The 22,876-nt window shown below is 61.3% G+C and carries 24 protein-coding genes; 10 read left to right on the top strand and 14 right to left on the bottom strand.

Features of this window, described 5'->3' with window-relative positions; translation table 11 throughout:
- Window positions 1-25: 25 nt before the first annotated feature.
- The 7 genes from rplS to ffh all read right to left on the bottom strand — a co-directional run bounded on the left by rplS (window position 26) and on the right by ffh (window position 5,437).
- A complete protein-coding gene (rplS, locus tag FHT29_RS15385) occupies window positions 26-583 on the bottom strand; it encodes a 50S ribosomal protein L19 (protein ID WP_047637772.1) in 558 nt (185 codons plus the stop codon).
- Window positions 584-845: 262 nt separating this feature from the next.
- On the bottom strand, window positions 846-1,265 hold the full coding sequence (locus tag FHT29_RS15390) for a DUF1801 domain-containing protein (protein WP_037196886.1): 420 nt from the start codon (window positions 1,263-1,265) through the stop codon (window positions 846-848).
- 288 nt (window positions 1,266-1,553) lie between these two features.
- A complete protein-coding gene (gene trmD / locus FHT29_RS15395; RefSeq protein WP_168599822.1) occupies window positions 1,554-2,246 on the bottom strand; it encodes a tRNA (guanosine(37)-N1)-methyltransferase TrmD in 693 nt (230 codons plus the stop codon).
- 24 nt (window positions 2,247-2,270) lie between these two features.
- Window positions 2,271-2,852, bottom strand: coding sequence for a ribosome maturation factor RimM (rimM, locus tag FHT29_RS15400; RefSeq protein ID WP_037196884.1), 582 nt, complete (start codon window positions 2,850-2,852; stop codon window positions 2,271-2,273).
- 222 nt (window positions 2,853-3,074) lie between these two features.
- A complete protein-coding gene (gene rpsP / locus FHT29_RS15405; RefSeq protein WP_037196883.1) occupies window positions 3,075-3,431 on the bottom strand; it encodes a 30S ribosomal protein S16 in 357 nt (118 codons plus the stop codon).
- A gap of 116 nt (window positions 3,432-3,547) precedes the next feature.
- Window positions 3,548-3,850: a chorismate mutase gene (locus FHT29_RS15410; RefSeq protein ID WP_034509068.1), complete on the bottom strand. Its 303-nt coding sequence runs from the start codon at window positions 3,848-3,850 to the stop codon at window positions 3,548-3,550.
- 18 nt (window positions 3,851-3,868) lie between these two features.
- Window positions 3,869-5,437, bottom strand: a complete 1,569-nt coding sequence (ffh, locus tag FHT29_RS15415) for a signal recognition particle protein (RefSeq protein WP_047553704.1) — start codon at window positions 5,435-5,437, stop codon at window positions 3,869-3,871.
- A 411-nt stretch (window positions 5,438-5,848) separates the two neighbouring features.
- Between ffh and FHT29_RS15420 the strand changes: the two genes are divergently transcribed.
- Together FHT29_RS15420 and FHT29_RS15425 are read left to right on the top strand one after the other, a co-directional pair.
- The gene (locus FHT29_RS15420; protein ID WP_047553700.1) at window positions 5,849-6,841 is read left to right on the top strand and encodes a hypothetical protein; all 993 of its coding nucleotides are present in this window, start codon (window positions 5,849-5,851) and stop codon (window positions 6,839-6,841) included.
- The gene (locus FHT29_RS15425; protein WP_047553697.1) at window positions 6,838-7,857 is read left to right on the top strand and encodes an MBL fold metallo-hydrolase; all 1,020 of its coding nucleotides are present in this window, start codon (window positions 6,838-6,840) and stop codon (window positions 7,855-7,857) included. The genes FHT29_RS15420 and FHT29_RS15425 overlap by 4 nt, the downstream gene beginning before the upstream one ends.
- A gap of 83 nt (window positions 7,858-7,940) precedes the next feature.
- On the opposite strand, the gene FHT29_RS15430 is transcribed toward FHT29_RS15425, so the two are convergent.
- Window positions 7,941-8,384: an SRPBCC family protein gene (locus tag FHT29_RS15430; protein ID WP_047554367.1), complete on the bottom strand. Its 444-nt coding sequence runs from the start codon at window positions 8,382-8,384 to the stop codon at window positions 7,941-7,943.
- Between the two features lie 682 nt (window positions 8,385-9,066).
- Between FHT29_RS15430 and dapF the strand changes: the two genes are divergently transcribed.
- The 5 genes from dapF to FHT29_RS15455 are packed head-to-tail and all read left to right on the top strand — an operon-like array spanning window position 9,067 to window position 14,094.
- A complete protein-coding gene (gene dapF / locus FHT29_RS15435) occupies window positions 9,067-9,972 on the top strand; it encodes a diaminopimelate epimerase (RefSeq protein WP_047553694.1) in 906 nt (301 codons plus the stop codon).
- Window positions 9,969-11,243, top strand: a complete 1,275-nt coding sequence (gene mtaB, locus FHT29_RS15440) for a tRNA (N(6)-L-threonylcarbamoyladenosine(37)-C(2))-methylthiotransferase MtaB (protein ID WP_168599823.1) — start codon at window positions 9,969-9,971, stop codon at window positions 11,241-11,243. Before dapF ends, mtaB begins: the two co-directional genes overlap by 4 nt.
- An 18-nt stretch (window positions 11,244-11,261) precedes the next feature.
- Window positions 11,262-12,791, top strand: a complete 1,530-nt coding sequence (ftsY, locus tag FHT29_RS15445) for a signal recognition particle-docking protein FtsY (protein ID WP_168599824.1) — start codon at window positions 11,262-11,264, stop codon at window positions 12,789-12,791.
- Window positions 12,788-13,507, top strand: coding sequence for a septation protein A (locus FHT29_RS15450; RefSeq protein WP_037196871.1), 720 nt, complete (start codon window positions 12,788-12,790; stop codon window positions 13,505-13,507). Before ftsY ends, FHT29_RS15450 begins: the two co-directional genes overlap by 4 nt.
- Window positions 13,504-14,094 carry a DUF2585 domain-containing protein gene (locus tag FHT29_RS15455; protein ID WP_047553686.1) on the top strand — a complete coding sequence of 197 codons (591 nt, stop codon included), beginning with the start codon at window positions 13,504-13,506 and terminating at the stop codon, window positions 14,092-14,094. The genes FHT29_RS15450 and FHT29_RS15455 overlap by 4 nt, the downstream gene beginning before the upstream one ends.
- A gap of 215 nt (window positions 14,095-14,309) precedes the next feature.
- Here the strand turns inward: FHT29_RS15455 and FHT29_RS15460 are convergent, their stop codons facing one another.
- The 5 genes from FHT29_RS15460 to ccmA form a co-directional block, all read right to left on the bottom strand.
- Complete coding sequence (locus FHT29_RS15460; protein ID WP_047637784.1) at window positions 14,310-14,924, bottom strand: DsbE family thiol:disulfide interchange protein; 615 nt, start codon at window positions 14,922-14,924, stop codon at window positions 14,310-14,312.
- Entirely contained in the window at window positions 14,921-15,094 is a 174-nt protein-coding gene (ccmD, locus tag FHT29_RS15465; protein ID WP_037196865.1) for a heme exporter protein CcmD, read from the bottom strand. The genes FHT29_RS15460 and ccmD overlap by 4 nt, the downstream gene beginning before the upstream one ends.
- A 1-nt stretch (window position 15,095) precedes the next feature.
- Window positions 15,096-15,857, bottom strand: a complete 762-nt coding sequence (locus tag FHT29_RS15470) for a heme ABC transporter permease (protein WP_037196864.1) — start codon at window positions 15,855-15,857, stop codon at window positions 15,096-15,098.
- Between the two features lie 79 nt (window positions 15,858-15,936).
- Window positions 15,937-16,596, bottom strand: coding sequence for a heme exporter protein CcmB (gene ccmB / locus FHT29_RS15475; protein ID WP_047637786.1), 660 nt, complete (start codon window positions 16,594-16,596; stop codon window positions 15,937-15,939).
- A 190-nt stretch (window positions 16,597-16,786) separates the two neighbouring features.
- A complete protein-coding gene (ccmA, locus tag FHT29_RS15480; protein WP_168599825.1) occupies window positions 16,787-17,434 on the bottom strand; it encodes a heme ABC exporter ATP-binding protein CcmA in 648 nt (215 codons plus the stop codon).
- 263 nt (window positions 17,435-17,697) lie between these two features.
- Between ccmA and acnA the strand changes: the two genes are divergently transcribed.
- The 3 genes from acnA (at window position 17,698) to FHT29_RS15495 (ending at window position 22,129) form a co-directional block, all read left to right on the top strand.
- Window positions 17,698-20,388: an aconitate hydratase AcnA gene (gene acnA, locus FHT29_RS15485; RefSeq protein WP_168599826.1), complete on the top strand. Its 2,691-nt coding sequence runs from the start codon at window positions 17,698-17,700 to the stop codon at window positions 20,386-20,388.
- Window positions 20,389-20,651: 263 nt separating this feature from the next.
- Window positions 20,652-21,395 (top strand): thioredoxin family protein, encoded by a 744-nt coding sequence (locus tag FHT29_RS15490; RefSeq protein WP_047553677.1) that lies wholly within the window; start codon window positions 20,652-20,654, stop codon window positions 21,393-21,395.
- A gap of 332 nt (window positions 21,396-21,727) precedes the next feature.
- Window positions 21,728-22,129: a DUF2794 domain-containing protein gene (locus FHT29_RS15495; protein WP_037196858.1), complete on the top strand. Its 402-nt coding sequence runs from the start codon at window positions 21,728-21,730 to the stop codon at window positions 22,127-22,129.
- A 94-nt stretch (window positions 22,130-22,223) separates the two neighbouring features.
- On the opposite strand, the gene FHT29_RS15500 is transcribed toward FHT29_RS15495, so the two are convergent.
- Window positions 22,224-22,781: a GNAT family N-acetyltransferase gene (locus FHT29_RS15500; protein ID WP_047553674.1), complete on the bottom strand. Its 558-nt coding sequence runs from the start codon at window positions 22,779-22,781 to the stop codon at window positions 22,224-22,226.
- Window positions 22,782-22,876 lie beyond the last annotated feature (95 nt).

Consider the following 22,876-nt stretch of genomic DNA (forward strand, 5'->3'; position numbering starts at 1 on the left):
CGTAGCGATCCGGATGGATCGAAATTTACTCGGCTGCCGGCTCTGCGGCGGCAGCAGCTGCATCGGCGGCTGCCTTTGCTTCGGCGGCTGCTTTTGCTTCAGCGGCTTCGGCTGCTGCCTTCTCGGCTGCGAGAGCCTGGGCTGCTGCAACCTTCTCGGCTTCGATGCGAGCCTTCTCATCGGCGAAAGCCTGACGCTCAGCGTCGTTGAGCTTGCGGGCGCGAGTGCCGGTGTTCTCGACGATACGGGCAGCCTTGCCGCGCAGGTCGCGCAGGTAGTAGAGCTTGGCGCGACGGACCTTACCGCGGCGAACGATTTCGACGCTTTCGATCATCGGCGAGTAAACCGGGAATACGCGCTCGACGCCTTCGCCGTAGGAGATCTTGCGGACTGTGAAGTTTTCGTGCAGGCCGCCGCCGGAGCGAGCGATGCAGACGCCTTCATAGGCCTGAACGCGGGTACGGTTGCCTTCCGTGACCTTCACGTTGACGCGGACGGTGTCGCCGGCGGAAAATTCGGGAAGCGTGCGCTTGGCTTCGATCTTGGCGGCCTGTTCGGCTTCCAACTGCTGAATGATGTTCATAGTATCAACCTCGTTGTTGCTTCAACAGCCAGAGCGCCCTGAGCGATCTATCCTTGGTCGGACCCTGAAGGTCTCGCCTCGGATATATGCCTGTGAAGGCAGGGGCGAATACGTCTGCTTTTCTTTGGTGGTTGATGGGAAATTTCCCATGCCCGGCGCGCACATATCCTATTGTCACAGCTTTGTCACCCCTTGGCGGCGAATTTGTTGCAGCGCAAGCGGCTTTCAATGACGGTTTGTGGTCCGCCGCCACGAATTCTGTTCAGGCTTTCTTCGGTTTTTTCCGCGTCGATATATTCAGTGCCGCTGCCGCACGAACGAGCGCCTTCAGCGCCTCCTCATCGATATCTTCGTTCTCCCGGATATCGATGGCCCGTCTCGTATTGCCATCGAGGCTGGAGTTGAAGAGGCCTGACGGGTCCTCCAGCGAAGCGCCCTTGGCGAAGGTCAATTTAACGACACTCTTGTAAGTCTCGCCGGTGCAGATGATCCCGCCGTCCGACCAGACGGGAACGCCCCGCCATTTCCATTCCTCGACCACATCGGGATCGGCCTGTTTGATAAGGGTTCGGACTCGAGCGAGCGTCTGGCCCCGCCAATCGTCCAGTTCCTTAATTCTCCCGTCTATGAGATTAGAGGCAGAGGCTCCCTGCTCGTCCTCCGTCGCGCCGCTTTTTGCCATCCTGTGCGTCCTCCCCGCCGCTGTCGTTCCATCGCCCGTTGCGTTTTATCGCTGGATATCATTTGGCACTATCGAAATCGACCTTAACGGCGGCATCCTGTCGTCCGCAAGACTGTGAGGACCGGCCCCAGCCCCGAACGTCGGCGCAGCATATCCCTGCTTGTTCAAGTCCCGAAGCGATCCTGGCGAGGCCATCGGAATTCTTGAATGGCATTCGGCCGATTCCCCCTTAGTGGCGAACGGCGGTTGATCTAACTCGTCAACTTGCCGCCGCCCGGTTTCCCGATGCTATTTCCTTGCCTTCTTTTCCAGCAGATCCGGCCGGCGTTGCCGCGTAAGCTCTTCGGCCTGTTCTCTCTGCCATTTGGTGATGGCGGCGTGGTTGCCCGACGTGAGCACGGCGGGGATCTCGCGGTCTTCCCAGATCTGCGGGCGGGTATAGTGAGGGTGTTCCAACAGGCCCCCCTCAAAGCTTTCGTGCAGGCCGGAAAGGTCGTTGCCCATGACGCCGGGCAGGATGCGAACGATGGCGTCTAACAGGATGAGTGCCGCCGGCTCGCCGCCGGACAGGATGTAGTCGCCGATCGACACTTCTTCCAGGTCGCGCCCGTCGATCACCCGCTGGTCGACGCCTTCGAAGCGGCCGCAGACGATGATGACGCCGTCGCCGCTTGCAAGCTCGCGCACGCGCTTCTGCGTCAGCGGTGCGCCGCGCGGGCTCATCAGCAGGCGCGGGCGGCTGTCGTTTTCGCTGGCATGGTCGATGGCGCGGGCAAGCACGTCCGGCTTCAAAACCATGCCGGCGCCGCCGCCGGCGGGCGTGTCATCCACGGTGCGGTGCTTGTCGGTGGTGAAATCGCGAATCTGCAACGTGTCGAGCGCCCATTGGCCGCGCTCCATCGCCTTGCCGGCAAGGGACGTGCCGAGATGGCCGGGAAACATCTCCGGATAAAGCGTCAGAATGGTCGCCCGAAAACTCATGGCGCAGTCACTTCCAAATGAGGATTATTTCTTCGTCTTGCCTTCCGGCTTCGGCGGTTTCGGCGGCTTGCCGACAAGGTCTTCCGGATTGTCGATCAGGCCAGCGGCCATTGGATCGATCAGGATCTTGCCGCCTTCGAGATCGATTTCGAGCACGGCCGTTTCGGAGAAGGGGATGAGGACCGGACGCTTGCCCGGGCCTTTCAGCTCCAGAAGGTCGCCGGCGCCGAAATCATAGACACCGCTGACCGTGCCGTAGCCGGTGCCCTTGTCGTCGACGGCTTCGAGCCCTTCGAGGTCGGTGTAGAAGAATTCGTCATCGTCGAGCTCGTCGTCCGGCAGGTTGTCGCGCTCGATATAGAGCTCCAACCCGTTCAGCGCCTCGGCGGCGTCACGGTCATTGACGCCGCGGAAGCGCACTACCACCACGTTCTTGGCCTCACGGATTTCCAGCACCTCGAAGCTGCGGCCGTCCATGCTGTGCAGGTGGCCGTAGTCGCCAAGCGCCGCGGGGTCAGACGTATAGGCGCGCGCGCGCACCTCGCCCTTGAGGCCCTGTGCCGCGCCGATTGTCGCCATCAATACCGGGTTTTGCAGTTTCGTCATGGTCTCTTCGCCGATTGCCGGATCACCGCATAATTCCTTAAATCGGAATCGATTTAAGGAATTATGCAGCAGATCTAGAGTGCTTCAACGACCTTTGCGCGTCACATGTGACGCGCGGCGCTGTAGTTGCGTTCTCTCATAGGATGAACATTCCCCGATGGGAAATAAAAAGCGGGCGGCATGTCGCCATGCCGCCCGTTTTTCGATGATTACGAGGGCCGATTATTCGGCAGCGGCGGCGTCAGCAGCCTTCTGTGCCTTTTCGGCAGCGCGCTCCTGAGCCTTCTTGCCCGGCTTTGCCTTTACCGGGTTGCTCTTGACGTCGCGCGTGGCAACGCCGGCTTCGGCGAGGAAGCGCAGAACGCGGTCGGTCGGCTGGGCGCCGTTGTCGAGCCAATGCTTGATGCGGTCGGCGTCGAGTTCAACGCGCTTGGCGTCGTCCTTGGCGAGCATCGGGTTCCATGAACCGACCTTCTCCAGGAAGCGGCCATCGCGCGGCGAACGGGCGTCGGCGACAACAACGTGGTAGTACGGGCGCTTCTTGGAACCACCGCGGGCGAGACGAATTTTCAATGCCATGTTTCTTACTCCTTAGGCTTTTTGTGACCGCTTGATTTTGGCGGCGTGTTTATTTGCTGTTGCTGTTTTTGTGTGTCGCATGATCTCTTCCGAAACCCGCTTCACACATTTCGGGATCATGCTTTGAGATCGGCGGCGATCTGTTCATGATGCCGGATGACTTCCTTGATGACGAAGTTCAGGAACTTCTCGGCGAAATCCGGGTCCAGATTGGCGTCCTTTGCCAGGCGGCGCAGGCGTTCGATCTGGAATTCCTCGCGCGCCGGGTCGGCCGGCGGCAGATTGTACTTGGCCTTCAGCACGCCGACCTCTTTGGTGCAGCGAAAGCGTTCGGCCAGCATGTGCACCAGTGCGGCATCGATATTGTCGATCGACTGGCGGTAGTTGCCCAATTGGGCCTTGACGTCTGGATCAATCATGGGGGTCAACGATCCTTTTCACTTCTTCTTCGGCAAACCGGGCAGGCCCGGGAATCCACCGCCGAGGCCCGGCAGCTTGGCGCCGCCCAGACCAGGCAATCCACCACCGCCAAGGCCGGGCATGCCGCCGGGACGGCCGAGGCCTGCGGCTTCCGCCTGCTTCTGCAAGGCTTCGAGCTGCTTGGGGTCCATGTTCGACAGGTCGGGCATGCCGCCCATGCCGCCACCGCCGAGACCCATCTTGCCGGCGAGGCCACCCATCAGCTGCTTCATCATGCCGCCCTTGCCCTTGCCGCCCATCATCTTCATCATGTCCGCCATCTGGCGGTGCATCTTCAGAAGCTTGTTGATGTCGGAGGCGTCGGTGCCGGAGCCGCTAGCGATGCGCTTCTTGCGGGAATGTTTCAGGAGGTCCGGATTGGCGCGCTCGGCCTTGGTCATCGAGGAGATGATGGCGAGCTGGCGGCCGAAAAGCTTGTCGTTGAGGCCGGCGGCGGCCATCTTGTCCTTCATGCCGGCCATGCCGGGCATCATGCCCATGATGCCGCCCATGCCGCCCATCTTCTGCATCTGGCTGAGCTGATCGGCAAGGTCGTTCAGGTCGAACTTGCCCTTGGCCATCTTGGCGGCCATGGCGGCGGCCTTTTCGGCGTCGATATTCTCAGCGGCCTTCTCGACCAGCGAGACGATGTCGCCCATGCCGAGGATGCGGTCGGCGATGCGGCGGGGATGGAATTCTTCCAGCTCGCCCATCTTTTCGCCGACGCCGATCAGCTTGATCGGCTTGCCTGTCACGGCGCGCATCGAAAGGGCGGCACCGCCACGGCCGTCGCCGTCCATGCGGGTCAGCACCAGGCCGGTGATGCCGACGCGGTCGTCGAAATTGCGGGCGAGATTGACGGCGTCCTGACCGGTCAAGCTGTCGGCGACCAGCAGGATTTCGTGCGGGTTCGACCGCTTCTTGATATCCGCCATCTCGACCATGAGCGGTTCGTCGATATGCGTGCGGCCGGCGGTGTCGAGGATGACGACGTCATGGCCGCCGAGCTTGGCGGCCTGCACCGCGCGGGCGGCAATATCTGTCGGCGACTGGCCTGATATGATGGGAAGCGTATCGATGTTGGCCTGGACGCCGAGCTGGCGCAGCTGTTCCTGCGCTGCAGGACGCCGCGTGTCGAGCGAGGCCATCAGGACCTTCTTGCGGTCGCGGCTCGTCAGGCGGTGGGCGATCTTCGCCGATGTGGTGGTCTTGCCAGAGCCCTGCAGACCGACCATCATGACGACGACCGGGGCCGGCGCGTTGAGGTCGATGCCCACGCCTTCGCCGCCGAGCATTTCGATCAGCTCGTCATGGACGATCTTAACGACCATCTGGCCGGGCTTGATCGACTTCAGGATCCCGGCGCCGACGGCCTTCTCGCGGACGCGGTCGGTAAAGGAGCGCACGACATCAAGCGCCACGTCGGCTTCGAGAAGCGCGCGGCGAACCTCGCGGAGTGCTGCGGAAACATCAGCTTCCGAAAGCGCGCCGCGGCCTGTCAGTCCATTCAGAATGGAACCAAGACGGTCCTGGAGGTTTTCAAACATCAATTCTTCCTTATCGATCGCTTTGGGCTTTAGATTTGCGCCTATTCCTTATCTTCCTCGGCTTTGCCTCGAAAGGGAGATGCGCGGATCCTCGCCCGAAAACGTCGTGCTTTTCCATGACGAAAACAAGACGCAAAGCCAAAAAGCACCCGAGGGCGCGTCGCGCTGTCGGGTGTTGACCTCCGGGATCTCTTTATACCTTTATGGGTCCCGGTCGGTGGCTCGGAGGCTTGTGCTCGTCGCAGATTGCGGGCGATAAACAGGAAAAGGCCGCCAAAGTCAACCCGAGGCGGTGGAAATGCCTGGGATGCATGCCCAATATCGCTATATGAACGTCGTTTTACCGCCAATACGCTCCTCTAGTTATTGTATTGATCCCCGCCAAATCATGTTTCCCCGAGACAGAACTGAATGAACGATGCAGCCCTGACCAATCTTCTTGCCGCGTGCCGCAGCTATGCCGGCGGCCGGGTCGACGCGCGGTTCAACGCCGCGGCGCAGGCCTTCTATGCCGACGCCAAGGTGCAGCCGAAAATCGTCACGCGGGCAGCGCGCGAGTTGCGCAGCCTGCCGCCTCCCGGTGCCGCGATCCTGGCGAATATGCTGGGTACCGTGGTCGAGACCGGGGGTTCGGTGGAGCGTAGCGGTCCCGCCGTGTGGGAGCTTTTTACGACCTGGCTGCCGCAGATCCATCGCGGCTTTGCCGGCCGCAAGGAGCTGAGCCCGCGGCAACAGCAGCTGCTCGAAGCTTTCCAGTTGCTCGGTCAGTCGGTCGTCTCGCACCTCGCGGCGATGCCGAAGGAGCGTGCGCTTGCCGCCGGTGATACCAGCCTGATGGCGCAGCTCGCCGAGCTGCAGGATTATACGCCGGGTGCGGCTTGGGTGCGCCATATGCTTCTGAGCCGCAGCGACCTCTTGCTTGTCCTGCATGTGCCGAGCCGTCGAGGCTTCCGCCTGCGCTATGAGAATATCGTCAACTGCTTTCATCTCTTCACGCTGATCCAGGCGGCTTTCGGGGAGACCCTGCCAGGCGGCCGCTCGCCAAACAGGTTCATCATCGACATGGCGCGTTGCGTAACCGTGGTGGAAGACGGTAACGACGAGCCATGGTGGCGCTATGAAACGGTGCAACCTAATCAGTCTGGCGCTGTGGAGATATCGGGCGAGGCATCCGTCGATACCATCACCCGCATCGATGGCACGCAGGTCATCCTGCTTTCGCCTCCTGTCGAAGGTGCTGCGCTGTGGGACACGAGCTTCTTTACGCCGCAGCTTTTCGTTATGCCGGCCAATGTCGTGCTTGAGCGAACGCTGACGGCGCGCGAGGTCGAGGAGTGGCTGGCGAAGGCTGGCTTGCCTGGCGAAGGGGAAATGATGGGCGAGCAAGGAGTGGACAAGCCATGACAAGCGCATCCGGCTCCGGCAAGAAAAAGAATCCCTATTATCAAGGCCCGGCTTCCGACCATTTCGATGGTCTGCGCTTCTTCAATCCCGGCGGTGTCGGGCCGGGAAGTTCGCTTGATCTGCTGAAATGGCAGTTCGCGGGCGGCCGGGTGCGCTGGCCCAATCCGGTCATCAGCGCCTTTCCCTCGGCAAAGCCAGACCGGCATGTGTTCGGCGATCAAATGCGGGTGACCATGGTCGGGCATGCGTCGATGCTGGTGCAGATCGCCGGCCTGAACATGCTGACGGATCCGGTCTGGTCCGAACGCGTCAGTCCGTTCCGCTCGATCGGGCCGAAGCGCGTGGTGCCGCCCGGCATCCGCTTCGAGGATCTGCCGCCCATCGACCTCGTGCTGGTCTCGCACAATCACTATGACCACCTCGATCTCGCCACGCTGGCGAGCCTGCAGGCCCGCCAGCGGCCGAAGATCGTTACACCGCTCGGCAACGATACGATTATCCGCCGCGCCGTGCCCGACGCCGAAATCGTCGTGGTCGATTGGGGCGATCGCATCGCTGTCAATGGCGGGGTGACCATCGATGTCGAGCCCTGCCATCACTGGTCGGCGCGGGGCATGGGCGACCGGCGCATGGCCCTTTGGGCCGCTTTCGTGCTGACGACGCCGGCTGGCAGGATCTACCATGTCGGCGACACAGGCTTTCACGATGGCATCAACTATGAGGCTGTCAGGCAGAAACATGGCGGCTTCCGCCTCGCCATTCTGCCTTTCGGCGCCTATGAGCCGCGCTGGTTCATGAAGGGCCAGCACCAGAACCCTGTAGAGGCGGTCAAGGGCATGAAGCTCTGCAACGCCGCTTATGTCGCCGGGCATCATTTCGCGACCTTCCAGCTGACGGACGAGGGGATCGATGAGCCCGTTCACGCGTTGGATGCGGCGCTGAAGGCCGAAGGCGTGGAGCCGGACCGGTTTCGACCGCTGAGGGCGGGGGAAGTGTTCGACGTGCCGGTTGTTTGAAGGGGCGCCGCCTGTTCGCACCGAAAACTCCTTCTCCCCTCGGGGAGAAGGAGTTGCGTGCAGAAGCCTTGTGGGTGCCGAGCTTACTGATTGATCTCTGGCTCGACGAGCTTTGCCAGGTTTCGCAGTGATTCCTGCCAGCCGAGATAGCAGGCTTCAGGCGGGATGACGTCCGGCACGCCCGCCTGGGTTATATTCACCTCTGTCCCGACCAGGACCTTTTTCAAGGTCACGGTCACGTCCATTTCGCCGGGCAGGTTGGGGTCGTCGAACCTGTCGGTGTAGCGCAGGCGTTCGCCGGGAATGAGCTCGACATATTCGCCGCCGAAGGCATGGCTTTTGCCCGTCGTAAAGTTGCGGAACGACATCTTGAACTTACCGCCGACTGTCGGTTCGAAGTGATGCACGCTGCAGGTAAAGCCATTGGGGGGAAGCCACTTGGCGAGCGCGTCCGCTTCGAGGAATGCGCGATAGACCTTTTCCGGGCTGGTTGCCAGGACGCGGTGCAGGCGAATGGTATTCGGCATGGTCATGATCCTTCTGAATTGACGGAGTGGACGATCCTAGGACGAGCAAACCTTCTGCAATCCGACACTGGAGCAAATTTTTGTCGAAATAAATCGCGCCGGGCTCAGCGCCGCAAGGTCTTTTGCCGAGATCAGGCAGAGAGCCGCCTTATCCGCCATGGCGATGCCGTCCGCTGGGAGCAGGCGGGATATTGGATGTACGGGTTGTGGGAGAAACAGTCTCTGCGTTCCGCCATGTCCGGATATGCGCGATTTCAAACTATCATTGCGCCACGAGGGTTGCGATCTCATCGTGCGAGAAGCCGGCAAGAAGGTGGGTACTGTTTGTATGCAGGGCTTCACGGGCGGCTGGAAGTCGCCTTCGCGGCCTCCGTCTACGACACCAGAGAGCTTCGGCCGTCCTTGGAATCCGGTGTGCGGCGGCGACCGAACTGCCCCACCCGGGAACCGAGCTGACGCTGATGCACCTGAGAAATCACATGACGGATCGCGAGCAAACCACATCGGTCGCATAGAGCAGGATCGCGGGACAGCTTTGTCGCTTCTCTGTCGAGGTTGAAGCGGTCGTTTGTGTTCGTCAAGCGCGGCCTAAGCCTGGCCATGAGCAGCGAATATCACGGCACTGGTAATTCCCCCGCATTTCCGCCATATACAGCTCGAAAACACTGACGGACATACCACCATGAGCAATATGGTCGAATTCGCGCGGATGAACGGGCTTGGCAACAAGATCCTGGTCGTCGACATGCGCGGCCGCAAGGACGTGGTGACGGCTGAGGCTGCGATTGCGCTCAATGCCGATCCTGCTACCGAGTTCGATCAGATCATGGCGATCCATGATCCGAAGGCGCAGGGAACCGACGCCTGGATCGATATCCTCAACTCCGACGGCACCAAGGCACAGGCTTGTGGCAACGGCACGCGTTGCGTCGTGCAGGCGCTATCAGCCGAGACCGGAAAGAAGGTGTTCACCTTCCAGACCGTCGCCGGTATCCTGAACGCCGTCGAGCACGAGGACGGCACGATATCTGTCGACATGGGTAAGCCGGTATTCGATTGGGACAAGATTCCGCTCGCCGAGGAATTCGCCGACACGCGCCATATCGAGCTGCAGATCGGGCCAATCGACAATCCCGTCCTGCATTCGCCCGCTGCGATGTCGATGGGCAATCCGCATGCGATCTTCTGGGTCGACAAGGACCCGATGTCCTTCGATCTCGCCCGCTTCGGACCGCTGCTCGAAAACCATCCGATGTTTCCCGAGCGCGCCAACATCACGCTGGCGCAGGTGCTTTCGCGGACGACGGTGCGGACCCGCACATGGGAGCGCGGCGCCGGTCTGACGCTGGCCTGCGGCTCCGCCGCCTGTTCTGCCGCCGTCAGCGCTGCTCGCACCGGCCGCACCGGCCGCAAGGTGACGATCGACGTCGCCTCCGCGCCTGCGCCGAGCCAGCTCACCATCGAATGGCGAGAGAGTGACGAGCATGTCGTCATGACCGGTCCTGCCGAATGGGAGTGGTCCGGTATGGTCGATCCCGTGACGGGCAGCTTCACGCGCGATCAGGAGCAGGGGGCTCAGGCGCGGTGAGCGGGGTCGAGGTCATTACCTTCGGCTGTCGTCTCAACACCTATGAATCCGAAGTGATGAGGTCGCAGGCGGAGAAAGCCGGGCTCAACAACGCCATCCTGGTCAATACCTGCGCCGTAACAGGCGAAGCCGTGCGCCAGGCACGCCAGGCGATCCGCCGCGCGCGGCGCGACAATCCGCATGCGCGCATCATCGTGACAGGCTGTGCCGCGCAGACGGAAAAGCAGATCTTTGCCGAAATGGCCGAAGTGGATGCCGTGCTCGGCAACGAGGAGAAGCTGAAGAGCGCCTCCTATCGCGCGCTGCCGGATTTCGGCGTTTCGGCAGAAGAGAAGCTCCGCGTCAACGATATCATGAGCGTGCGGGCGACCGCCCCGCAGATGATCCGCCATATCGACGGCCATGTGCGCGCCTTCATCCAGGTGCAGAACGGCTGTGATCATCGCTGCACCTTCTGCATCATCCCCTATGGCCGCGGCAATTCGCGCTCTGTGCCGATGGGCGCGGTCGTCGATCAGGCCCGTAACTTGGTTGAAAGCGGTTATCGCGAGATCGTGCTGACCGGCGTCGATGCCACGAGTTACGGCGCTGATTTGCCCGGAACGCCAACGCTCGGCCTGCTTGCCAAGACATTGCTGAAGCAGATCCCGGATATCCGCCGCCTGCGCCTCTCCTCGATCGACAGTATTGAGGCCGACAGGCACCTGATGGATCTTATCGCCGACGAACCGCGCTTCATGCCGCATCTGCATCTGTCGCTGCAGCATGGCGACGATATGATCTTGAAGCGGATGAAGCGGCGGCACTCGCGCGCCGACGCCTTGCGGTTCATCGAGGACGTGCGCCGCCTGCGACCCGAGACGAGCTTCGGCGCCGACATGATCGCCGGTTTTCCCACAGAGACGGAAGAGATGTTCGACAATGCCGTTGGCCTTGCCGAACAGGCCGCGATCGCGCATCTGCATGTTTTCCCTTACAGCCTGCGCCCCGGCACGCCCGCCGCCCGCATGCCGCAGCTCGACCGCGTGCTGATCAAGGAACGCGCCGCCCGCCTGCGCGAGGCTGGACAAAGACTGCACCAGACCCATCTCGACAGCATGGTCGGAACACGGCAATGGCTGCTTGTGGAGAATAACGGGCTGGCCCATACCGAAAATTTCACGCTTGTCGCCGCCCCCGGCCTTCGCCCGCGCGACCTTGTGCAGGTCGCAATCACCGGCCACAATGGCAAGCACCTCGACATGCAACTTCTGGCCGCTAACGCGGCCTAATGCTTCAACGGATACTTCATGGCGCTTGGTTTCATTAAAAAAGTCTTCACCTTCGGCCGTGAGAAGCCGGCGGAAGAACAGGCGCCTGCGGAGGTTATTGCACCGGACGTGCCCGCTCCGGAGCAAGAAGCGCCTGTTGCGGATGTTTCGCCGGCTTCCGAGTTGGCCGAACCTACCTCGCCCCCCTCTGTCCCGCCGGGACATCTCCCCCACGCGGGGGGAGATCGGTTGGAGGATGCCGCGCCGGTCGAGCACGAACAGTTGGCTGAAAAGGCTGCAGAGGCGGTTGTTTCGCATGAGCCGGTTGCTCCGGAGCAGGCTGGTAAGAGTGAAATTGTCGAGCCGGAGCAAGCCAAAAACGCTGAGGCTGATGCTGTGGCGGAGGATACCACTCCAGAACCGATCTCCACCCCTGTGGGGGAGATGTCCGAAAAGACAGAGGGGGGTGAGGAAGTTTCGGCTAGCTCGGAGCTCTCGTCGGAAAGCACCGAAGCTCAGACGGACTCGGAACAGTCGCCGGAAACTACCGAAATCCCAGCCGCAGCCCCCATCCTCCCCAAAGGCTTCGCCACGGCCTCCAGCATCCCCGAGCCCGCTCCCGAAGCCCTCAAGCAGAAGCTCTCCTGGTTCCAGCGCCTGCGCGCCGGCCTTGCTCGCACATCGTCGCAACTGACAGGCCAGATCGCCGCGCTCTTTACCAAGCGCAAGCTCGACGACCAGACGCTGCAGGATCTGGAGGATCTGCTGATCCAGGCCGATCTCGGCGTCGAGACGGCGATGCGGGTGACCGATACGCTGGCCTCCGAGCGCTATGGCAAGGACGTGACAAGCGAGGATGTCGGCCGCATCATGGCGCAGGAAATCGCCAAGGTGCTGAAGCCGGTCGCCAAGCCGCTGCAGCTCGATCTCAGCCACAAGCCGCACGTCATCCTCGTGGTCGGCGTCAATGGCACCGGCAAGACGACGACCATCGGCAAGCTGGCGGCCAAGCTATCCGGCGCCGGGCTCAAGGTCATGGTTGCCGCCGGCGACACGTTCCGCGCGGCTGCCATCGAGCAGCTGAAGATCTGGGCCGAGCGCACCAAGTCGGAATTCATCGGCACCAAGATCGGCGCGGATGCGGCCGGTCTAGCCTTCGATGCTTTCCAGCAGGCCAAGGCCAACAAGAGCGACGTGCTGATCATCGATACCGCCGGCCGCCTGCAGAACAAGGCGGAGCTGATGGCCGAACTCGAAAAGATCGTTCGCGTCCTCGGCAAGCTCGATCCGGACGCGCCGCATACCGTGCTGCAGACGCTGGATGCCACCACCGGCCAAAACGCGCTGAACCAGGTGGAGATCTTCCGCAACGTTGCCGGCGTCAACGGCCTGATCATGACGAAGCTTGACGGCACGGCGCGCGGCGGCATCCTTGTGGCGATCTCGGCCAAGCACAAGCTGCCGGTCTATTTCATCGGCGTCGGCGAGGGTGTAGACGATCTCGAGCCGTTCGAGGCCGAGGATTTCGCCAACGCCATCGCAGGGACAGGTGCCGGAAGCAGCCAATGAACGATAAGAACAAATTCGACGATAGCGAAAGTGCCGCAATGACGACCAGCGATAACGAACTCACCCCAAGTGCCGCCGACAAGCATCATCCGCTGTTGAAGCTGGTTCTGGAACTTGGGCCTTTGCTGGTGTTCTTCTTCGGCAATCTGCGCGGCGACTGGTTGGCGCAGCAGTTCCCGGCGCTGTCCGCGCTGGGCGGACCGCTCTTCGTCGCCACCGGCCTGTTCATGGCGGCAACGGTGATCTCGCTCGTCGTCTCGAAGGTCGTGCTCGGCCATCTGCCGCTGATGCCCTTCGTGTCAGGCATCGTCGTCCTCGTCTTCGGTGCGCTCGGCATCTACCTGCAGAATGAAACCTTCATCAAGATGAAGCCCACCATCGTCAACGCTCTGTTCGGTGTTGTCCTGCTTGGCGGGCTCGCTTTCGGCAAATCGTTGCTCGGCTACGTTTTCAACGCCGCCTTTCAACTGGATAGCGAAGGCTGGCGCAAGCTCACGCTTCGCTGGGGTCTCTTCTTCCTGGTTCTTGCCGTGCTCAACGAAGTCGTCTGGCGCCTGTCGAACTGGTATTACCTGCCCGACGTCAAGGCCGCGGATAATCTCTGGGTGAACTTCAAGGTCTGGGGAACGATGCCGATCACCATCCTCTTCACGCTGTCGCAAATGCCGCTGATCATGAAGCATACGATCGAGCAGCCGGCGGAAAGCGGAAAATGACCGAAGCAGTCGACGCGCAAAACCGCTACCGGCAGCAAAGCTTCTGGTTCATCGCCTGCGCCCTTGTCCTGCTCGTGCAGATCGTCGCGGAATATATGATGGGCCGCGTGCCGATCTGCACCTGCGGTTACGTGAAGCTTTTCGAGCCCGTCGTGAAATCCAGCGGCAATTCGCAGCATATCGCCGATTGGTACACGCCGTCTCACATCATTCACGGCTTTCTGTTTTTCGGGCTGACGCATCTGATCATGCGCGGTAAGCCGCTGTCGATGCGCCTGTTCGTCGCCATGCTGATCGAATCCGGCTGGGAACTGCTGGAGAACTCGCCCATCATCATCAACCGCTACCGCGCCGCGACGATCTCGCTCGATTATGTTGGCGACAGCATTCTGAATTCGGCGATGGACGCGGTGTTCATGGTGGTTGGCTTCCTGTTTGCCTGGCGTGCGCCGGTGATCGTCACGATCGCCATCGCCATCTTCTTCGAGCTCCTGACGGGTTACCTGATCCGCGACAATCTCACGCTCAATGTGCTGATGCTCGTCTGGCCGGTCGAAGCGATCAAGACCTGGCAGGGCGGGATTTAGCTTGTTCCCCCTCGCCCCTACGGGGAGAGGGTGGCAATCCTGAGTTTATCGAAGGGGCGCCGGGTGAGGGGCGTTACCGGGAAATTGCCGTTCGCTTGTCGCTTGAGGCCATTGTTGTTTTGCTTTTCGGCCCCCTCATCCGCCCTTCGGGCACCTGACCGGGGTTGAGCCGCAGGTCTCAACCCGTCCTTCGGACCCCCGAGGGAAGAAGGAGTTCAGGATACCGGCTTCCCCTGCGCCTTCGTTATGGCCGGATAGAGCCCTTCCTTCAAACTCGTCGGCGTAAACGGGCCGACCTGTTTGTAAAGGATCGTGCCGTCGGGGGCGACGAGGTAGGATTCCGGGATGCCGTAGACGCCCCAGTCTATGGCGGCGGAGCCGTTGGGGTCGATGCCGATGGCGTTGTAGGGATTGCCGAGTTCACCGAGGAAGCGCAGGGCGTTCTCACTCGTGTCTTTGTAGTTGATCGCGACGATGTTCAGCCGGCCGTCTTTCGCGAGCTCCTTCAGTACCGGATGCTCGTCCCGGCACGGAACGCACCATGAGGCGAAGACATTGACAAGCGTCAGCTTGCCCTTGATGGCCTCATCGGTCAGCGCCGGCAGGTTGGAGCCTTCGAGCGGCGGCAGAGCGAGCTTTGGCGCTTTCGTGCCGATCAGCGCCGAGGGGATGGCGGAGATGTCAGTGCCATGAACCTCCTGGTCGTACATGACCTTGCCGACGGCAAGTGCGATGCAGGCAAAGACGATGAGCGGGATCAGCGCCAGCAGATAGCGCCCGGTGCCGCCGCCCGATTTCGGCTGATCCTTATTGCCGGCATCGGTGGTCATTTCGCATCGCCTTCGGGCGCGCGCTGCGAACGGCGGCGGATGCCTGATGCTTCGAGTGCGGCCAGCTCGCGACGACGCAGGCGTCCGTCGATCCATGTCCAGGCGATGATGGCGAGAATCATGACGGCAGCAAAGCCATAGGAGCCGAAGACGTAGAAGGGATGGGTCATGCTATTCCTCCCGACTTGCCATGCGAGCGGCGATACGGCGCTGCGCGGCAATGCGGCGGCGCCAGATCTCGTTGCGGATCGCCATCAGATGCAGGGTGAAGAACAGCAGGGTGAAGGCCAGCGCCATGATGAAGAGCGGCCAGAGGAATGCGGTGTCGATCGCCGGGCCATCCAGACGCATGATGCTTTCCGACTGGTGCAATGTGTTCCACCAGTCGACCGAGAACTTGATGATCGGAATGTTGATGAAGCCCACCAGAGTCAGCACGGCGGCGACGCGCGCGGCTTTGGACGGATCGTCCATGGCGCGGTTCAGTGCGATCAGGCCGAGATACATCAGGAACAGGATGAAGACCGAGGTCAGCCGCGCATCCCAGACCCAATAGGTGCCCCACATCGGCTTGCCCCATAGCGAGCCGGTGACGAGCGCGATCAGGGTGAAGGCGGCGCCGAGCGGGGCGGCGGTCTTGCCGGCGACGTCAGCGAGCGGATGACGCCAGACCAGCGTGCCGATCGCCGACATACTCATGATCGTGTAGCACATCATCGAAAGCCAGGCGGCCGGAACGTGAATATACATGATGCGGACGGTGTCGCCCTGCTGGTAATCGCCCTCGGTCGAGAAGGAGAGGTAAAGGCCGATCGCAAAGAGTATGGCCGAGATCGCTGCCAGCCAGGGAATGAGACGCGCCGAAAAGGCCAGGAACCGCGTGGGGTTGGCGAGGTCGGAAAATCGGCTGATCGCAGGGCTGATATCGCTCATGCGGCTTGTTTAACCCGATATGGCTTTTCCGGCAATCGACAGCATTGTCTCAGATGGGCGAAACAGTATCTCATCGCGATCAATCCGTCGTGTTCCGCAAGGCAAGGGCGGCAGCCGCCGGGCCGAGCACGGCGAAGAACAGGGTGAGGGCGATCAGGATCAGGAAAGGCGGCAGGAAGGGTTGCGGCCCCTCGACGGCAGCATAGGTCGCGCTGACGCCGAAGATCAGCACGGGGATGGCCAGCGGCAGCACCAGGATCGACACCAACAGGCCGCCGCGCGGCAGCGCCACGGCAACAGCTGCGCCTACCGCGCCGATGAAGGTGATCGCCGGCGAGCCGACGAGCAAGGTCAGGGCCGTGGCGGCGATCGCTGTTTCACTCATATTCATAAAGAGACCGAGCAGCGGCGAGGCAATGACCAGCGGAAGGCCTGTTGCTATCCAATGCGCGGCGCATTTGATGAGAACCGTGAGGACCAGCGGCGTCTCCTGCATGACGAGCAGATCGAGCGAGCCGTCGTCCCGTTCGGCCTGAAACAGACGGTCGAGCCCGAGCAGGCAGGCAAGCAGCGCGCCGATCCAGACGATGGCCGGGCCGATTCGCGACAACAGTTTCAGGTCGGGCCCGACTCCGAAGGGAATGACGGCGACGACGGTGAGGAAGAAGAGTATGCCGATCAAGGCTCCGCCGCCGGCGCGCACCGAGAGTTTGAGATCGCGGAGGAAGAGGGCGGTCATGATGTGGCACCAATCCCCTTCTCCCCTCGGGAAGAAGGTTGCTCGAAGGGCCGGATGAGGGGGTTTCTTCTCCATAAAAGTCTGATCTTTCGCTTCCGCTCAAGATGCTCTGTGCTTCGCTCCTCGCCCCCCTCATCTGCTCTTCGGGCATGGTCTTCCCAAGGGGACAAGAGGAAAATCGTCGTTCTCGTCATCCCCAAACCCCTTCACTCACCCCGGCAAATCCGGTCATCCGCATTTCCCGCACATTATTTAATCCCAGCGGCTGATGCGTCGCCGCAAGGACGATGCCGCCCTTCTTCTGATGTGCCGAGATCAGATCGGTGAAGAGCTGGTCCGCCGAAGTGTCGAGCGCGGCTGTCGGCTCGTCGAGGATCCAGATCTGGCGATGGGCGACCAGGAGTTTGGCGAAAGCGATTCGCCGTTGTTGGCCGGCTGAGAGATAGCCGAAGGGGAGATGGGTGATATCGGCAAGTCCAACAGCGTCCGCCGCCGCCTCGATGCCGAGGCCGGCGCCGCCTGGCATATCGCCGAGGAAGGCTTTCCAGAAGGTCAGGTTTTCGGCTACCGTGAGCTCGTATTTCATTGCATTGCGATGGCCGAGATAGTGGCTGGCCTCGGCGGGTAGGCGGTCCGAATCGCCGTCGGCACCAGTGAATGTGACGCGGCCCTTCTCCTGCCTTAGAAGACCGGCGACCACGCGCAAAAGCGTGGACTTTCCGGAGCCGTTGCGGCCGGTCAGAACGAGGGCGTCGCCACCCTCCAAGCCAAAGGAAACGTTCGAGAAAATCAGGTCTTCGCCCCGCCTCGCCGCCAGATTTTCAGCCCTTAGATGCATTCGCTCAGGCTTTCCCTATTTTCGTTGCCGCAACGCGCAAAAAATTGTCCAAATTTGCATCTTGTCACTCTGGCAAGTCTTTACGAAATTATCTATAAGACCTGCAACCACGCCAGCGGTCGGCGTGAATTTCATCCTTGCGCCGAACATAAGGTTTTCTGCCTTACGTGCGGACAGCGGAAATGGCCGTACCCGCATCCTGATGTGCATAAAGTGCATAGGCGTTCGCACGACTGTGTTGGCTATCAGAAACGGGGTATCTCGTGTCTAAATCTCTTGACAGTTTCAATTGTCGTTCCACGCTGACCGTGAACGGGAAAGACTACATCTATTTCAGCCTGCCCAAGGCTGAAGCGAATGGTTTGCCCGATGTTTCCAAGCTGCCTTATTCCATGAAGGTGCTTTTGGAAAACCTGCTGCGTTTTGAAGACGGGCAGTCGGTCACCAAGGAACATATCCTTGCCGTCGCCGAATGGCTGACCAACAAGGGCACAGTCGAGAATGAAATCGCCTATCGCCCGGCGCGTGTGCTGATGCAGGACTTCACCGGCGTCCCGGCCGTTGTCGACCTCGCCGCCATGCGCGACGCCATGGTCTCCCTCGGTGGCGATCCGGAAAAGATCAACCCGCTTGTTCCGGTCGACCTCGTTATCGACCACTCTGTTATCGTCGATGAATTCGGCACGCCGCAGGCTTTCGCCCGCAACGTCGAGCTTGAATATCAGCGCAACGGCGAGCGTTACCGCTTCCTGAAGTGGGGCCAGCAGGCGTTCAAGAACTTCCGCGTCGTTCCCCCCGGCACCGGCATCTGTCATCAGGTCAACCTCGAATATCTCGGCCAGACCGTCTGGACGAAGGAAGAAGACGGCGAAACGATCGCTTATCCCGACACCTGCGTCGGCACCGATTCGCACACGACCATGATCAACGGTCTCGGCGTTCTCGGCTGGGGCGTCGGCGGCATTGAGGCTGAAGCCGCCATGCTCGGCCAGCCCGTCTCCATGCTGCTGCCAGAAGTCATCGGCTTCAAGCTGACCGGCAAGCTCAAGGAAGGCGTCACCGCGACCGACCTCGTGCTGACCGTCGTGCAGATGCTGCGCAAGAAGGGCGTTGTTTCCAAGTTCGTCGAATTCTTCGGCCCCGGCCTCGACGCGCTGCCGCTCGCCGACCGCGCCACCATCGGCAACATGGGTCCGGAATACGGCGCGACCTGCGGCTTCTTCCCGGTCGACAAGGAAACGCTGAACTATCTCAACATGTCCGGCCGCGCCAAGGACCGCATCGCGCTCGTCGAAGCCTATTCCAAGGCGCAGGGCATGTGGCGTGACAATGACGGCGCCGACCTCGTCTTCACCGATACGCTGGAGCTCGATCTCGGCGACGTCGTGCCGTCGATGGCCGGCCCGAAGCGCCCGGAAGGCCGTATCGCGCTGGAAAACATCGCCTCCGGCTTCGCTACCTCGCTGGACACCGAATACAAGAAGCCCGGCCAGCTTTCGAACCGCTATGCGGTGGAAGGCACGGACTTCGATCTCGGCCATGGTGACGTTGCGATCGCCGCCATCACGTCCTGCACCAACACCTCGAACCCGTCGGTGCTGATCGCTGCCGGCCTTCTCGCCCGCAACGCCGTCGCCAAGGGCCTGAAGACCAAGCCGTGGGTCAAGACCTCGCTGGCACCGGGAAGCCAGGTCGTCGGCGAATATCTCGCCAAGTCCGGCCTGCAGGCCGATCTTGACAAGCTCGGCTTCAATCTGGTCGGCTTCGGCTGCACCACCTGCATCGGCAATTCCGGCCCGCTGCCGGCGCCGATCTCGAAGACGATCAACGACAAGGGCCTGATCGTATCAGGCGTCCTCTCCGGCAATCGCAACTTCGAAGGCCGCATTTCGCCTGATGTCCAGGCAAATTACCTGGCCTCGCCGCCGCTCGTCGTCGCCTATGCGCTCGCCGGCTCGGTGCAGCTCGATCTGACCAAGGAGCCGCTCGGCGAAGACCAGAACGGCAAGCCGGTCTATCTCAAGGACATCTGGCCGACCTCGCACGAGATCCAGGAATTCATCCTGAAATACGTCACCCGCGAACTGTATGAATCCAAGTACGCCGACGTCTTCAAGGGCGATGCCAACTGGCAGGCCGTGCAGGTTCCTCCGGGCCAGACCTATGCCTGGGACGACAACTCGACCTATGTGCAGAACCCGCCTTACTTCGTCGGCATGGGCAAGACCGGCGCCGGCATTTCCGACATCAAGGGCGCCCGCGTTCTCGGCCTGTTCGGCGACAAGATCACCACCGACCATATTTCCCCGGCCGGTTCGATCAAGGCTGCCTCGCCGGCCGGTTCCTACCTCATCGACCATGGCGTCGGCGTTGCCGACTTCAACCAGTACGGCACGCGCCGCGGCAATCATGAAGTGATGATGCGCGGCACCTTCGCCAATATCCGCATCCGCAACCACATGCTCGGCCCGAACGGCAAGGAGGGTGGCTACACCATCCACTATCCGTCCAAGGAAGAGACCTCGATCTACGATGCGGCCATGCAGTACAAAGCCGAGGGCGTTCCGCTCGTCATCTTCGCCGGCGTCGAATACGGCAACGGCTCGTCGCGCGACTGGGCTGCCAAGGGCACCAACCTGCTCGGCGTGCGCGCCGTGATCGCCCAGTCCTTCGAGCGCATCCACCGCTCGAACCTGGTGGGCATGGGCGTCATCCCCTTCGTCTTCGAGGAGGGCACCACCTGGGCAACCCTTGGCTTTAAGGGCGACGAGATCGTCTCGATCGAGGGCCTGGAACATATCAAGCCGCGCGAGCGCAAGATCGCCAAGATCACCTATGGCGACGGCACGGTTCGCGATATCCCGATCATCTGCCGTATCGATACGCTGGATGAGATCATCTACGTCAACAATGGCGGCATCTTGCAGACCGTTCTGCGCGATCTCGCTGCCTGATAGGCCTGATAGGCTTTGAAGCCATGATTGCATGCCGCCGGGGAAGTTTCCCGGCGGCGTCTTTTTTCACGCTGATGTGTACGAGACGCGCGTTGTCGGGCCTTTGCCTCACCCCATCGTGACTTTGCGTCATCGCGCTAAACTATTATCTCTTGTTTCAGATTTTTCGGGCTTGATACGGACTTGGCTGCCCCAGGGAGCGTGAGCGGTTTCGAGGTCTGCACGGGCAGACACTCTCGAATTTGAGAAAGAGGTACAAGGGAATGCGCCTTCGATTTTCGGTTCCACTTCTGGCAGGCATCGCGCTGGCAAGTTCGCTGCATGCGCAGGAGGCTGCGAAGATCAAGGGCGTGGTCGAGCTTTTCACCGCGCAGGGCTGCGCCTCCTGTCCGCCCGCCGATGCGGCGTTCCGCAAGCTGATCCGCCAGGGCGACGTTGTGGCGCTCGCCTATCATGTCGACTACTGGAACTATCTCGGCTGGAGCGACACCATGGCGTCCAAGGACAATACGGCGCGCCAATATGCCTATGCCCGCGCGCTGGGCCGGAGCGGGGTCTATACCCCCCAGGCCGTCGTCAATGGCCGGGATCATATGAATGGTGCCGACCTCGGCGCAATCAATGTCAAGCTTGATGACTTCCAGCGTGGAGGCGAAGGGCTGATCGTGCCGGTGAATGCCGCCATGAAGGGCGACGAGCTCGAGATCAAGATCGGTGCTGGCCAGGGCAAGGCCAATGTGGTCGTCGTCTATTTCGACAAGGAACAGATGGTGGCTCCGAAGGGCGGCGAAAACAACGGCCAGCAGATTGCCTATATGCATGCGGTCTCCGATGTCGAAACCGTGGGCATGTGGGATGGCAAGGCCATGAACATCGTCTTGCCCGCCAATGTGCTTGATAAAGCCGGTAGGAAAGGGCTTGCCGTTCTCCTGCAGGCTTCGACGCCTTCGGGTGATCCGGCCGCCATCATCGGGGCAACTGTCTTGACGATCGGCTCGGACGGCTGAGTGGCTTTTCCCACATCAGCCTGAAAGCTCTCCGTTTCGGCTAGCGCCGAAAAGGCCCCTATTTTGGCTGCCGCCAAAAAGGGGAGGTGCCCGGCGAGGACGCATTCGGGGCTGGGGTTTAATCGATGCGCCCCGGCCGGGCCGTTTGGCGCGGCGGCGCCAAACGGCTGACTATAATTCTTGTAAATTGGGCGTCGTTTTGACTGAAATGCGGCGCTGCCAAGATGCTTTCTCGCGCCGAAAAGAAATTGTGAGCGGCCAGGTGTCTTGCAATTTGAAGCGGCTGAGGCAAACTGTCATTCTCCTGTCATGAGATAGCCCTTGGGGGATTGATGACTGATCAGCCGGATTTGCGACATAGCGAAAGCCGCTCCGTCGATACCACCACCTCCGTCGTTGTTGATCTCAGGGAATACAAACAGAGCAGGGATCCGATACCGGTGACCTTTCATCGCCGGGAGCTCGACGCCATTTTGTGGATCTACGGCCGCATGGTCGGCGAAGGCGAGTGGCGGGACTACGCAATCGATCATCTCAAGGACAAGGCGGTTTTCTCCGTCTTCAAACGCTCCGGCGAGATGCCGCTCTTCCGTATCGAAAAGAACCCGAAGCTGGCCGCCAAGCAGGGCGCCTTCTCGGTGGTCAGCACCAGCGGCATGATCCTGAAACGCGGGCATGACCTGAGCCAGGTGCTGAAGGTTTTCGACAAGCAGCTGAAGCTGGTGGAGAAGTAGTTTCCCTGAATTGACGGTGGGTATGAGGATAGTGCGGCCCCCCTCTGTCCCGAAGTGACCGAGGGGGTATCAGAGGCTCGGCATACGGGTAATGCTACCCGCCGAACAACGTCCCAGGATAAACCGACGGATCCGGATCGGTATCCGCACCATCGCCCAACGCCTTTTGCATCAGCATGGTATCCAGCCATCGGCCGTGCTTGTAGCCGGTGCCTTTCAGCAACCCTACCTCGGTGAAGCCTGCGGCGCGATGCACGGCGACGGAGGCCGGATGTGCTCCGCCGATGACGGCGATCATCTGGCGGAAGCCGAGCGTCTGGCAGCTCTCCACCAAGGCGTCCAGCAGCAGCCTCCCGACGCCCCGCCCGCGGGCTTCCGGGGCAAGATAGATCGAATCCTCCACCATCCAGCGATAGGCCGGCCGCGTGCGGAACGCCGAGGCATAGGCATAGCCGAGGAATGCGCCGCCCTCGTCTTCGGCGACGATGTAGGGATAGCCCTTCTCCCGGATTGCCTGAAAGCGGTCTGCCATCTCCTCATCGCTCGGCGGCGTGATCTCGTAGCTCGCCGTGCCGTTCAGGACGGAATCGCGGTAGATGGCGGTGATTTGCGGGAGGTCGTCTGGAGTTGCGCTGCGAAGGCTGACGGACATGTGCTTCTATTGCCTGATCTGGGATTTTGAACGTCGATATCAAATCGCAGAGCCGGCAGCCAGGCAAATAAAAAAGGCGGCCGAAGCCGCCTTTC

Source organism: Rhizobium sp. SG741 (assembly GCF_012275435.1).
Lineage (GTDB): Bacteria > Pseudomonadota > Alphaproteobacteria > Rhizobiales > Rhizobiaceae > Rhizobium > Rhizobium lusitanum.